This is a genomic window from Burkholderia sp. 9120, from assembly GCF_000745015.1.
GTDB lineage: Bacteria > Pseudomonadota > Gammaproteobacteria > Burkholderiales > Burkholderiaceae > Paraburkholderia.
Map to the genome: position 1 here is coordinate 1,695,055 of NZ_JQNA01000002.1, position 14,012 is coordinate 1,709,066.

A 14,012-nucleotide genomic window follows, 5' to 3' on the forward strand; every position below is an offset into this window, starting at 1 on the left:
CGAAATACCGAAGCTACAATTTATTTTCAACCGACATTTGACCGTTTTGAAGCCGTTTTTTCTTGTGATAAATGATCAGCGAGTACAATTTGCTTTACTGCTTCAGCATTCGCCTGCCTGACGCCAATTCGACTTTCTTCTGACGATACGAACAGGGAACCGCATTAACGAAAAGCATCGCCTAATATAAGCACTTCACAGCGCTGCAAAATTATTTAATTGGTTGTTATTGGATCGGCTGAATATAAAAGCGACGATTAATGTTTCAAACGTGAAACACGGTAAAAAGACTGCTTTAACGAACCCGGCAATAGACGGGCCAATGGCGGAATGTGTCGGCTGCAAGACGGTACATTTCCGCCAGGGGATTGCGGAAATACACTATGTTGTTTGCGCAACACCTCGACGCGCGAAGCCGGTCGAGGCGGGTTCGACCTGGTGCGCTAGCAGTCCGCCGACGAATTCGCGCACGAAGAACCAGACGGGGAACACATGTCGAACGGATGCGAAGATCGCGCGCGGCGAACGCTCGCCAGCGCCTGGGGCACTCATGGACGGGCCTTGCGTGCGGCTACCTCGATGGCGGCTGTCATGCTGTCTATGTTCTGCGCAGTGCAGTGCAGCGCGTCCGGCGCAGCGCCGGACGCCAACATCGCGAAGGCCGGGGAGAAAGCCGAGTTCAGCGCCGACGGCAGGAAGTGGGCCACGTGCGCGGCGGAAAACGGCGTCTGCCGATTCGGCGGCACGCGCGACGTGCTGTACGGCACGCCCGAACAGCACGTCGTGAAATCTTTTTCAGGCAGTGCCGACTGCAATAACGGCGTGTTCGGCGATCCGGCGCCCGGTGCCGACAAGCGCTGCGCGGTCGCGCTCACGGAGCGTCGCGCGGACGCGGCGGGCAGCAATGCGTCTGCTTCAGTCAGCGACCGAAGCACGACGCTGGCCAGCTCACCCGCCGTCGCGGCAACCGAACTGAAAGCGCCGCCCGGCCAGGGCCTGCGCTGTTCCGCGCCGACCTCGCAAGTCAGCACGACAGCCGACGGCGCATTGCTCGAAGCCGACACACCGAGCGACGGCACGCGCCTGTTCGCTGTCACGCGGCCGTTCGCGCTGGTGTTCGTCACGCGCCCGACGCAAGCCGACACGCTTGTCTGGCAGATGCGCGATAGCTGGAACGCCGTGCGCGCCAGCGGACGCTTCGCCGTGCCGGCGGGCGCGACGCTCTCTACACTGAGTTGCGCGTCCACGGTAGCCGGCTACTTCGCGGTCTCCGCGTCGCTGGAACGCGCGCATGGACAACTCGAATCGCGCGGCACGCGTCCCGCCGGTATCGCAACGTTCGGCGTGCTGCCCGACACCGCGTCCGCGCTGCCCGCAGTGCGCTTTCCCGCTGAAGATCTGCATCGCTTCGGCGGCCAGGGCACCGCCTATCTCGCGCCGGGACAGCATTGCTGCGACGGCGACGGCTACCGTCCGGTCTATACCGCGCTCGGCTTGTCGTGGGTCAACGACAACCGCAACTGGTACGTCGAAGAGCCGAAGCAAAGCGGCACGTTCAATGTCGCGACGAAACAGCTCACGCCGTTCTTTCAGCGCGGCGACATCATGCGGCTGATCCAGCTCGACGGCATTCCGGCGTGGGCGAGTCCGACCGGCAAAGAAACGCACAGCTACGCGCCGACGTCGCTCGCGCAAATGAAGGAATACATGACGCGCGTCGGCGCTGAATCGAACCGCGTACGCACGACCTATTTCCCGCAGCAGCGCGACAACTACTATCAGGTGACGTGGGAGCCGGACGCCGACGGCGGCTTGCCGTGGCGCGACAGCGACGCAAATTTCATCGCCATGTACAAGGCGGTATGGGAAGGCATCCACCAGACCGATCCGCATGCGGTGGTGATGGGGCTCACGTATTCGTCGGTGCAGGGCAACGTCAAGTGGATGCGCCGGCTCGGACCGCAAGGCATTGGCCGCTATATGGATGGCATGTCGATTCACGGCTATTACGACATCGGCACGTCGCCGTCGCATCCGCCCGAACGCGTCGCCGACCCCGGCAATCGGGGCACCGTGTCCGGCGCGCTGCCCGCCGCGATGCGCGCGCTGCGCCACGAGATGCGTTTGTATCTGAAGCCCGGCGCGCCGCTGTTCGTGACGGAGACCGGCATCAGCTACGACATCGGCGAGTCGTACGGCAAGAACACGCCCAGCGCGAACGTTTTGTACGCGCAGGCCGCGGTGGTGGCGCGCACGCATCTGATCCTGCTCGGCGAAGGCGCGGACATGAGCTATATCTTCTACCTCGCAGATATGCCGGACGCCGCGCCCGGCTACGGGATCTTCTTCGAACTCGATCATCCCTCCGGCGCCTACGGCCCGGCGCGGATCAGCCCGAAACCCGCCGCGCTCGCGGTGGCCGCGATGACGCGAATCATTGATGGCACCAGCACGCTCGGACCGCTCAAGGCCTTGCCCGAGGGCGTTTATGCGTATGCATTCCAGCGGCTCGGCGGCGGCAGGATCGTGACGGCCCTCTGGACCCACGACAACGACGCCTGGAACGCCAGGTCCGGGTTCGACGCGAACCGCAGCGTGGACTACCGGTTGCGGGTCGACGCGCCCGGCACCGCGGGCAACGTGAGCGCGTTCGACATGATGGGCAACGTGACCAGCTTGCCGTACCGCGACGGCGTGGTGAGTCTGAAACTGTCGCCCGCGCCGCTCTATGTGGTGTCCGGCAATGCGAGCGTATTCAAGGACGCAGTGACCACGCCGGAGGGCTACGTGGCGCGTTAGAGGCGCGATCCGATGGTAGTTCGTCGTGATATGACAGGGCCGATGATGATTGGCGCACACAGCATTCGCGCGGTCACGGGTTAGCATGAATCTCGATACGCAGAAGCGGACGCCTCGCTATGAACGGCCTTGCATGGACCTTGCTGGTGCTGGCTGCGATGGTCGGCGCGTTTCTGTTCGCGACGATCGGCGCGGTGTTGCTCGCGCTGTTCCTGGCGAGCGTGACGAGCCGGCTGACTAAAAACGATGAGCATCGCGACTATTAGTGCTGGTGTGGTTGTGACTGTGGCTGTGACTGTGGTTGTGGCGACACGTTGACGACGCCTGGCGCCTGAGCCGTACTTAAGCGATGCCCAAACACCGCCCGTTTTGCCGGAGATCACATGCTGACCGAGATGGACTTTCTGGACATCGTCCGCCTGACGCCGCTGATCGCGATCGATCTGATCGTCAGCGATCACCAGGGCCGCGTGCTGATCGGTCATCGGCGCAACCGGCCGGCGCGCGGTACGTGGTTCGTGCCCGGCGGACGCATCCATAAAGACGAAACGCTCGACACCGCGTTCGCACGAATCGCCGACGCCGAACTGGGCATTGCCAGATTGAAGCGGTCGGGCGCGCGCTTCGAGGGCGTGTTCGAGCATCACTACAGCGACAACTTCGCCGACGAGCCCGACGTCTCGACTCACTACATCGTGCTGGCGTATGCGCTGACGCTCGCCAGCAGCGCGCCGATCGGGCGACCCGACCAGCACAGCGGTTATCTCTGGCTCACGCCAGCGGAATTGCTCACGCGCGCCGACGTCCACGAGAACACCAAGGCTTACTTCCGTTAGCCGATTCGCTGATTCGCTGATTTGCTGATTCGCCGTGCAAGCTTTCATCGAGCTGCGCGGTTCGACACCCGCGCTCGCCCACCCGCTCGCGAACTCCTCCCTACTGTGAGTTCGCCAACGCGCCACGCCATTCCGCTGAAGTATGATTGAGCCCTCCTTCAGGGCATCGAATCATTATGCGATCAACGGCAGCCAGGCTAGTTCGCGTTTCATCCTTTGCTTTGCTTGTGATTGTGTGGCTCACCGCGCTGCCGGGCGTCGCACGCGCGGCCGGTTGTAACGCCGGCACGCTGGTCACCGTAGTGGCCCATCTCGACGACGATCTGCTGTTCGTCGACCCCGCCATCGCCGAGCATCTCGACGCCGGCTGGTGCGTCACCACCGTGCATCTGATCGGCGGCGCCAACGGCGGCAACTTCGCTTATGTGCAAACGCGCGAACGTGCGTCGCGGCTTGCCTATGCACGCATGGCCGGCGTGCCGAACGACTGGATCGAGTCGAACGTGACGATCGCCGGCAAGCTGGTGCACCAGATGGTGCTGAAGGCGAAGCCTCAACTGCGCCTGCTCGAATTGCGTCTGCCCGGCGGTGGCGTGCGCGGCGGCCGCGTACCGCTCGGCCTGTTGTGGGAGCAGCACGCCACGCTCTCCACCTACCCCATGAACGACAACGGCACCGTGCGCCTGCAATACGATCGCGACGGCTTGTCGGCCACACTGCAGGCGATCCTCGCGCAGGCGACGCTCATCTACACGCTCAATCCGGACACCGTGCCGTTCATCGAGCATCCCGATCATATTTACGCCGCGCGCATTACGCGGCACGTCGCGCAGACGCTCGGCAAAAGCGTGCCGATCGTCTATCACGTGACCTATCCCACCGGCGGCTGGCCCGCTAATCTCCCGAGCGCCGAAGTGCAGCGCAAGCGCGATATCGTCGCCAGCTATTTTTCGATCGACGGCAGCGAGTCGTCGCATGTGTTCGGCGAGTTTCAATGGGACGGTAACTGGATCGCGCGCCGCTATGCATTCGCCGATCGCAGCGATCGTCGCGTCGCGGATTTCCAGTCGCATCCGATCCAGCTTTTCAACGCGGCCGCAAGCGAATGTCTGACCTCCGGGGGATCCGGCCGCGCGCCGATACTTGCCGCCTGTAACGGCTCAACCGATCAGCAATGGCGCTGGGACCCGCTCAGTGCGTATCCCGGCAATTCACGCAATGCCGCGCTCGTCAGCGTGGCGACGTCGCAATGCATTGCGGAACGCGACGGCTATCTGACCAGCGAGACTTGCGATCAGTGGGACATCGCGCAACGCTGGACGCCGTGGGACTTCGGCCTCGTCTATACGCCCATGCGTCATTGTCTCGGCGAGACCGGCGGCAAGCTCACCATGCGCGGTTGCGCGGCGCTGACCACGCGCTTTCGCTGGGCGGCCACCCAGCGCACGCAGGCGAACGATCTGCGGCTGGCGGGCGCAATGACGGGCGACGTGAGCGGCACCGGCAAGCAATCCGCTGTGTATGTGCAGCGCCAGCACGACGGCCCCGGCTTCAACGTCTACGCTGCGTCGCTCGCGAAAAGCGCACCGCCTGCGCTGTGGTACGCGAGCGCCGTGCCGTTCGATCCGCAAGCCACCGCGCCGAGTTGCGCGGGCAACGCGTTGTGCTTCGACAGCGTGCGCTTTCTGCTCGCCGATTTCGACGGCGACGGCCGCGCGGATCTGATGGTGATCACGGCACGTCAGGGCGGCACCGCGTTCTGGTTGCTGCGCAGTAACGGCAATCGCTTCGAAGCGCCGCGCCTGTGGCTACAAACCGGGCCCGAGTTCAAGCCGGAACTGACGCAGCAATATGTGGCCGCGGATTTCACCGGAACCGGTCGCGCCAGTGTGCTGATCGCGCAGAAGCGGGCCGATAGCGGACTCGATCTTTGGGTCGCCGCATCGCAACGCGCGTCCGCGTCCGCACCGACGCTTTTCGCTCAGGCGAAAAACCTCGCGCAGAACGCCGATCTGTTAGCGCTCAAGACATCGGGTTCACGTGCATCGCTGGTGGCAATGGAAGAACGCGACGGACGGCTTGCCGTCACGCCGATTGCCAACGACGGCACGCGCATGAACCTCGGCGAGCGCAAACCATTGCCCGCGAGTTTCATCCCCGGCTTCGTGAAGGTCGCGACCGGCGCAGTGCAGGGACCGGACAGCAACACGTTGATTCTGCTGACACCGCATCTCGACGGCTCGAACGACGACGCGTTGATCGACGTCGCCACCCTCGACATGGCGCAACCTGCAAGCGCACCGATCCACGCGGCAGCGTTGCACGGCATGTCGTGGTCGGATGTGTTTCCGGTGTTCGTGCGCGACCGGCATCGTGCGGCGCTCGTGCTGTATCGGCGAGTTGACGCGACGCTGGGGAATTTCTATTTCACCGGCGGCGCACCGGCGCTGACGCTCTATCCGGCGGGACAAAATCTCGCGCTCGGCGCCGCGCAGGAATTGGGCGAATTGCCGGGACTGTTTTCGGAGACGCTGCGAATCGACCGCCTCGCGCAATAGCGCGAGCGGATCGATTCGACAGGATTCGGACGGGGACTAAAACAGAGTACAGGCAGAGTTCAGGCGGAGACTTGCAACGGCTGCACGAATTTACGCGCGATCGTCATATAGCGATCCGCCGTGTCGTGCAGCGTGTAGCCCGACAGTTGCCGATCGGCGCGCGGCATGTCGAGCGCATGCAGCAAGGCGCTGCCGTACGCATCGGGATCGGCGGTATCGACCAGACTCACGCTGCCGAATGCCGTCGCGAACCCGAACGAAGCAATCCGGTTCGCGACGACAGGAATACCCGAGGCCAGCGCTTCCAGAAAGCCAATACTCTGCGCCTCGAAGCGCGACGGCATCGCAAAGACGCGCGACGAACGCAGAATCGCGGCCACATCGGAGCGCGGCCCACACACCTGCACCTTGTCCTGCAAGCCGAGTTGCTCGACGAGCGACACCACCGCCGCGTGATAGCCGACATCTTCGACCACACCGCACAACAGCAGACGCGCAGCCGGTTCGGTTTGCAGCACGCGTTCGAAAGCGCGCACCGTATGCAGTTGGCTCTTGCAATCCATATAGCGGCCGAGCTGGACGATCTGTTTGGCCGGCACGTGCAAGGCGGGCGCCGGCGCGTCGCCGTATTCGGCGAACTGCGAGGCGTCCACGCCGTTGGGAATCACCACCATCGACGGATGCCGGCCGATCTCGCGCAGGTAGTCGTCGATATTTTGTTGCGACACGCCGATGATCGCCTGCGCGCGACGTGACAGCAGACGCTCGGCGCGCTTCAACGCGCCGTTCTCGAAGTCATTGACGCCCGAATGCATCACCCACGCGATCGGCGTATGAACCGGCAGCAGGCGCACGTACATCGCGGCGAGCGTGGCATGCGCGACGATAAAGTCCGGCCGGAAACGACGCACCACGCGATACAGGTGCAGCAGCTTGCCGACCCGCCCATAGCGAACCTCGGGAAACATGCAGGTGACACCCGCCGCCTGCAGTTCGGCGCGGATATCCGCGAAGTCGGTCTGCTGCGGCAGCAGCGACGTCATACAGACTTCATGCCCGCCGCGCTGATGATGAATGGCGAGCCCTTTGACGAGTACTTCTGCCCCGGACAACCGCGGTGCGTGAACCAGTTGAAGAATTCTCACGATTGATCTCTCTGGATAACCGCCTATTTTGCGCAACGGATGAAGAAGCCGATCCCGCCAGGTTCGGGCCCCAAATGGCGCCTGCTTCCCACCATCTTTTATCTGGCGCGTTGCCGGTACGGAACGCGTCATGGTCTCGGTAAAACAGCGACAGATTCACTACACAATCCGAGTCGCGAAGAAACCTTACACCGAAGGTACAGCCCTTCTCCGCCATCTCCAAGGCTTTGCCCGCTATGCAATGAGCGCTAACGCCCATTTCTCTGCGGATTGGGCCCGCTCACTTGGTTAGGTATCCGTTCCATAGTTTTTCGACCCCATTTCAAAATGGCGGAAAAGTACTAGTTTCTCCTTACATAAGTTTTGATTGGATCAATGCAATTAGTACCGCGTATTTGTTCATACGTAACGACTCGTTACTTCTTTTAAACAGACGAGTCGGTATGGTGACGGTCGATTCTTCCCAATCGCTGCTTTATGTTACTTACAGAACAGTAAAAGCTTCATTGATCAGTGCAGCGAGTTCGCAAGCTGCGATCACTTGCGCTGTTCTGCGAAACGTCGGTTGTTTTCGTCGTACCTTCCCCCGGTCGTTCGATTCCGCCAGGCCAAACGTGACTCACGTCACGGTGGATTCGTACGACTTGAAATTCGCTGAAGAGAAACGTGTTTGGGGCCGACAACCCGGGAAGGCATCACCCTGGCGCAACCGGACAGTTGCGCACACCCGATGGCCAGTGCCGACCTTTCGTTGATCGGCCGGTCTGCAAATGAACCCCGTTGTTCGCCCGGACTCCCCACGCGCCTTGCGCGATGAGCTGGGCGAATCATCAGCAACGCAAGGCTGACAGATCGATGAAATCGCAACTACTCGTACTCTCGACCCTATCGCTCGCGCTCGCAGCCTGCGGCGGCGGTGGCGGTGGTAACGGCGCCACCAGCACGGCGGCGACCCAGGCCAACGGCGGCACCACCGCCAACGGCACGAACGGCACAGGCGGCTCGACCGGCAGCGGCAGCACCACGCTGAACGCCGCGGGCACCTCGAACGCGGCCATGAACTGCGCGGCGCCGGCCAACTCGTCGGGTTCGGGCAGCGCCACGATTTCCGCCGACACGCCCAGCGCCGACGGCACCCGCATCTTCCCGTCGGGCAGCACGTTCCAGCTCGCGTTCAGCACCAACGTGCCGGGCGCGGACACGCTGAACTGGGCCGTCACCGACACGCTCGGCAAAGTCGCCGCCAGCGGCAGCGCACCGGTGCCGAACGGCTCTACCACGATCACGCTGAATTGCTCGTCGACGCTCGCCGGCTATTTCGCCGCGACCGGCACGCTGGCGAAGAACGGCGGCCAGTTGCCGCAAGCCGGCACACGGCCGGTGGGTATCGCGACCTTCGGCGTGCTGGCGAATCTGTCCGGCGTCGTGCCGGCGGTCACCTATGCGCGTCAGGAGCAGCATCGCTTCGGCATGCAGGGCGCGAACGACAACGGCCCGCTGCTTGCCGACCTCGGCATCTCGTCGACGATCGACGACCGCCAGATGTCGACCATGGAGCCGAACGGCGCCAACACGTTCAACCCGGCAACCAGCACGCTCGATCCGTTCTACAAGTCCGGCAACGTGATGCGCCTGATCCGCCTCGACGGAATTCCCGCGTGGGCGAGCAGCACCGGCGCGTTCCAGGACGACGTCAGCGCGCCGACGAGCCTGTCGTACTACCAGAACTACATGAGCCGCGTGGGCACCGAATCGAACACGATTCGCTCGACCTACTTCCCGAACCAGTCGGCCAACTACTACCAGGTGACGTGGGAGCCGAACGAGTTCTGGACCGACACCGACGCCAATTTCGTCGCGCTGTACCAGTCCGTCTATCAAGGCCTGCACTCGACCGATCCGCACGCGGTGGTGATGGGCCCCACCGACGCGTTCCCGAGCCTGACCACGACGCGCCTGAAGCGCCTCGCGCCGCTCGGCTTCGGTCAGTACATCGACGCGGTCGCCACGCACGGTTACTACGACGCCGGCACCTCGCCGTCGCATCCGCCGGAGCGTTACGACAGCGATGCGTCCACCGCCTCGGGTTCGCTGCGCGGCCAGATGCAGGCGCTGCGCGCCGAAATGGCCACCGACTACCGTCCGGGCATGAAGCTGTTCTCGACCGAGGCCGGCATCAGCTACGACCTCGGCAGCGCGTACGGCCCGAACTATCCGACCGCCAACGTGCTGTACGCACAAGCGGCTGTCGCGGCGCGCATGCACATCATCACGCTGGGTGAAGGTGCGAATCAGACCTACGTGTTCTACGGCGCGGATTATCCGGGCGAAGTCGGCTACGGCACGTTCTTCGATCTGAGCGACGCGCAAGGCGCGTTCGGCGCGACCAACCTCAGCCCGAAGCCGGTCGCCATGGCACTCAGCGCAATGACGCACACGCTCGACGGCACCACGACGCTCGGTCCGGTGAACGGCGCGCCGAACGGCGTCTATGCGTACGCGTTCCAGCAACTGAACAACGGCGCGGTGATCACGGCTTTGTGGACGCACAGCAATAACGCGTGGAGCGCGAGCAGCGGTTTCAGCTCGACCTATAGCGTGCCGTACACCCTCACCGTCGATGCGCCGGGCACGAGCGGTACGGTAAAGCTGATCGACATGATGGGCAATGCGTCGACCGTGAACTACAGCAACGGTGCGTTGACGCTGAACCTGACCGAATCGCCGGTGTATGTGGTGTCGAACAATGCGTCGATTGCTCAGGCGAACTCGACGGTGCCGGTGGGTTACGTCGGTATGTAAGTGGTACTCGCGAGTTGCTATTCGCTACTCGCACGGATAAAAAAACGTCAGTCGGCTCACGGGCCGGCTGACGTTTTTTTTGGGCGGCTCATTTTCAGCGACTCGAACACGAGCCCGCCTTCGCCCGCGCTCAGCTTTCTCCCAACTGCCCTTCCAAACCGCTCAGTTCCTGTTCGCGCTCTTTCGACAGCTTGCCGATCGGCGGCCCCGCGAAACTCTTGCGCACGCCCGCGCCGTACCAGATCGTCAGCAGCACCGCGAGCAAACCGACGATCACGTACACCACTTTCTGATTCGGCGGCTGCATGCCGACATAGGCGAGCACCAGCGCACCGAACACCGCCGCCACCGCGAACGGCTTCGACAGCATGCCCAACTGGAACGGCCCATTCTCGGTCCACGTGCGGCCTTCGGCAAGAACGCCGGCAGCAATCGGCATCGCGTACGAGATGAACAGGAACACCGCGCTGCCCGCGCTCAACACCGTGAATGCATCGCCGTAGAGCGTCACCACGATCGCCAGCACCGCCGACGTCCAGATCGCCGCGCCCGGCGTGCGATGCGTCGCGTTCACTTTACGCAGCCACTTCGAGGCCGGCAAACCGCCGTCGCGGGCAAACGCGAACATCATCCGCGAGGTTGACGTCACCGCTGCGAGACCGCACACGTAGTTGATGAAGAACATCAGCAGTTCGATCACGATACGCAGCGGCCCTGGAATCGGCGCGAGAATCGCTTCGAAGAAGCCCGTGCCCTGCTTCACTGCCGCGCCGATATCCGGCATCACCAGCACGAATGCGCAGACCATCACATAGCCAAAGGTCGTCGACCAGAACACCGAACCGACGATACCGCGCGGCACGTTGCGCGCCGCTTCATGCGTCTCCTCCGAGGTATGCGCGGAAGCGTCGAAGCCGGTGATCGTATAGGCGGTCAGCAGCAGGCCCGACAGAAACGCCACGACCATGGTCTGCTTCGGCCACGCGCCGCCGTCCACACCGGTGAAGTTGGTGAACGTATAGAGCCGCGACAGATCGATCTTCACCGGCGAATACACCAGCAGCGACCCCACCAGCAGAATCGTCACCACGAAGATCAGATAGCCCGACAGGTCGGTGATCTTGCTGGTGATGCGAATGCCGCGATGATTGAGGAACGCTTGCGACGCGGTGATCACGGTGAGAAACAGCGTCTGCTGCCACCAGCCCAATGAATCGGGACTCACGCCGAACATCGGCGCGATCAGTGTGCGGAAGAACGGATCGTAGGTGCCGTAGTTGATCGCCGCGACCACGAACACGAGGCCGAGCAGATTGAGCCACGCGGTCAGCCAGCCCCACGTCTTGCCGCCCAGAATCGAACTCCAGTGATAGAGCCCGCCCGCGGTCGGATACGACGACGCGATCTGCGCCATTGCCGCGGCCACCACCAGCGCGAACAGCGAGCCGAGCGGCCAGCCGAGTCCGATTGAAGCGCCGCCCGCCGCCGACAAGCCCATCTGGAACGACGTGATGCCGCCCGACAGAATGCAGATCAGCGAGAACGACACCGCGAAGTTCGAGAACGCGCCCATGCGGCGGGACAGTTCCTGCGCGTAGCCCATCTTGTGCAACAGCTTGACGTCGTTGTCGGCGGAATCCGTCGACGGCACGGCCGGGTTGATGTCCATGACGCGATCCTTTGAACAGGGTGAAAACGAAGCGTCGGCGCGGCCGGGCCGCGCGACGCGCTAGCAGCTCACGCGGCCGTGAAGCAGTTATCGACGTACAGGTGTGCGCCGTTGACGAAACTGGCGTCGTCGCTGGCGAGGAACAGTGCGGCGCGCGCCACTTCGTCCGGCGCGCAGAGACGGCCTTGTTGCGCGGACAACGCTGCTTCGCTCGCATCGAAACCGTATTTCGCGAGTGCGCTGATTTCGCGACGGCCGTGCGGCGTGTCGATGAAGCCGGGACACACCGCGTTGCAGCGAATGCCGCGATCGCGATACTCGACCGCGATGGAACGCGCGAACATCGCGCATGCGCCTTTGGTGGTGCAATACAGCACTTCGAGCGGCGTCGCCGCCACCGACGAGATCGACGCCGTGCAGACAATCGAGCCGCCGCCTGCGGCGAGCATGTGCGGCAGCACGGCGCGCGTCATCATGAACATGCTCTTCACGTTGACGTTCATGAGCCAGTCGTAGTCGTCGTCGGTCGTGTCGATGAACGGTTTCACGACGATGCTGCCGGCGTGATTGAACAGCACGTCGATGCGTCCGAAGCGCGCGACGATGTTCGCGACCGCGGCGTCCACGGCGTCGCGCTTCGAGACGTCGGCGGCGAATAGCTCGGCGGTGCCGCCTGCGGCGCGAATGCGCGTGACCACTTCTTCGCCCACGTCCGTGTTGATATCGACGACCGCGACCTGTGCGCCTTCGCGTGCGAACAGCAGCGATGCCGCGCCGCCCGCGCCCGTTGCGCCGCCTGAGACGATGGCGATCTTGCCGTCCAGCCTGCCTGCCGATTGGGTCATGCGTGACTCCTTCCTGGTGCATTGCGTTGTGCACAAAGTAGGCGCGGCAAAAAACGACGACTATCCAAAATTGGCAAAAAGTAAAAATCCCGTAAAAATTCGCGTTGCTGACGAATGCATTACGACCGGGTTGAAACGCTTGCCGGGTTGGTGGCGAAGGTCCGTCGGGTCACGCCGGACGCCTTGACGGTGCGGTTTTTTTTTCGCATACACTGGGCGGCACGAGGCTTTCGGGGAGTGCCCACGAATCGGGAGAAGCATATGCAGCCGGTCAATCGGACCAACAGTGCAGTCGAGATTCGCCGTTGCCGCAACATCGACGAACAGGCGATGTTGCTCGATGCATGGAACCAGAGCTATTGCCAGATTTCGCGCGGCACGTTCGACGGGTCGGTGAGTTCATTTTTTGCCGGCGGCGTGCGGGTGCTGGTGGAGCGGTTGAATCGCACGGTGTATCAGCGTGGGCAGGTGGCCGGGTCGCGGGTCGCCGTGGGGATTCCGTTTCAGTTGGAAGGGCATGCGTTGCTATGCGGGCAGACGAGTCATCGCGATGGTTTGCATGTTTTTTCCGGCGATGGCGGGTTTGAGTTTTTGTCGCCTGATAAGCATGTGGTGGTCAATCTTGAGATTGAGCCGGAGGCGGTTGAGGACGCTTTGGTGCGGGCGCAGCTTGAGGAGATTGCCGTGCGGTTGGGGGCCCGGCCCGGGGTGCTGAATGTCGATCCTGCCAGGTTGCAGGGGTTTCGTGAGGTGCTGAAGCAGTTGCTTGATGCGGTTGCTGCTACGCCTACTCTGCTTGATGATGCTGGCGTGGCTGCTGCGTTTGAGAAGTCGGTGATTTTCGGGCTTGCTGAGGTTTTGCCGCCGATGCGGGTTGGTGATGCGCATGCGCATTTGCAGGGTGAGGCGCGGACTGCGCGGAATTGGCAGCTAGTGCGGCAGGTTCGCGGGCTGGTCGAAGAGTCGCCGGATTGTCCGCTTTCTGTTGCTGAACTCTGTGCCCGGTTTCGGGCTAGTCGCAGGACGCTGCAGTATGCGTTTGAAGATACGGTTGGGGTTAATCCTTCGGCTTATATTCGGGCTGTTCGGTTGGATCATGTTCGGCGTGGGCTTCGGGGGGCTCAGTCTGTTACCGAAGTCGCTACAAGGTGGGGGTTTTGGCATTTTGGGAACTTCTCTAATGAGTATCGTGGGCAGTTTGGGGAGTTGCCTTCGGAGACCTGGAGGAGGGATCGGGGGGTGTGACGTTTTGTGGTGGGGTTGCCTGCGCGGCGCTTTGGGTGGTCCGCTTGCGGTGTTGGCCTTTCCTTGCTTTTTTAGTGGTCTATTTGCGTTGCCCCTGTGCGGGGCAATGCTCT

General features: G+C 62.8%; 9 protein-coding genes. 6 read left to right on the forward strand and 3 right to left on the reverse strand.

Annotated elements, in window-relative coordinates:
• Positions 1–591: 591 nt before the first annotated feature.
• The 4 genes from FA94_RS15795 (at position 592) to FA94_RS15805 (ending at position 6,193) form a co-directional block, all read left to right on the forward strand.
• Positions 592–2,799 carry a hypothetical protein gene (locus FA94_RS15795; RefSeq protein WP_231584963.1) on the forward strand — a complete coding sequence of 736 codons (2,208 nt, stop codon included), beginning with the start codon at positions 592–594 and terminating at the stop codon, positions 2,797–2,799.
• A gap of 119 nt (positions 2,800–2,918) precedes the next feature.
• Positions 2,919–3,065, forward strand: a complete 147-nt coding sequence (locus FA94_RS39150) for a hypothetical protein (RefSeq protein ID WP_176059933.1) — start codon at positions 2,919–2,921, stop codon at positions 3,063–3,065.
• 117 nt (positions 3,066–3,182) lie between these two features.
• Positions 3,183–3,635, forward strand: coding sequence for a GDP-mannose mannosyl hydrolase (locus FA94_RS15800; protein ID WP_035552811.1), 453 nt, complete (start codon positions 3,183–3,185; stop codon positions 3,633–3,635).
• A gap of 176 nt (positions 3,636–3,811) precedes the next feature.
• A complete protein-coding gene (locus FA94_RS15805) occupies positions 3,812–6,193 on the forward strand; it encodes a PIG-L family deacetylase (RefSeq protein ID WP_035552813.1) in 2,382 nt (793 codons plus the stop codon).
• Between the two features lie 59 nt (positions 6,194–6,252).
• On the opposite strand, the gene FA94_RS15810 is transcribed toward FA94_RS15805, so the two are convergent.
• Complete coding sequence (locus FA94_RS15810) at positions 6,253–7,338, reverse strand: glycosyltransferase family 4 protein (protein ID WP_035552816.1); 1,086 nt, start codon at positions 7,336–7,338, stop codon at positions 6,253–6,255.
• An 855-nt stretch (positions 7,339–8,193) separates the two neighbouring features.
• Between FA94_RS15810 and FA94_RS15815 the strand changes: the two genes are divergently transcribed.
• Positions 8,194–10,140, forward strand: a complete 1,947-nt coding sequence (locus FA94_RS15815; RefSeq protein WP_035562232.1) for a hypothetical protein — start codon at positions 8,194–8,196, stop codon at positions 10,138–10,140.
• A gap of 130 nt (positions 10,141–10,270) precedes the next feature.
• Here FA94_RS15815 and FA94_RS15820 read toward each other — a convergent pair whose 3' ends face one another.
• Positions 10,271–11,809 carry an amino acid permease gene (locus tag FA94_RS15820; protein WP_051980594.1) on the reverse strand — a complete coding sequence of 513 codons (1,539 nt, stop codon included), beginning with the start codon at positions 11,807–11,809 and terminating at the stop codon, positions 10,271–10,273.
• A gap of 68 nt (positions 11,810–11,877) precedes the next feature.
• Positions 11,878–12,654, reverse strand: coding sequence for an SDR family NAD(P)-dependent oxidoreductase (locus FA94_RS15825; RefSeq protein WP_035552817.1), 777 nt, complete (start codon positions 12,652–12,654; stop codon positions 11,878–11,880).
• 261 nt (positions 12,655–12,915) lie between these two features.
• Here FA94_RS15825 and FA94_RS15830 point away from each other — a divergent pair, with 261 nt between their 5' ends.
• Positions 12,916–13,899, forward strand: a complete 984-nt coding sequence (locus FA94_RS15830; protein WP_035562237.1) for a helix-turn-helix domain-containing protein — start codon at positions 12,916–12,918, stop codon at positions 13,897–13,899.
• The last annotated feature ends 113 nt before the right edge of the window (positions 13,900–14,012 follow it).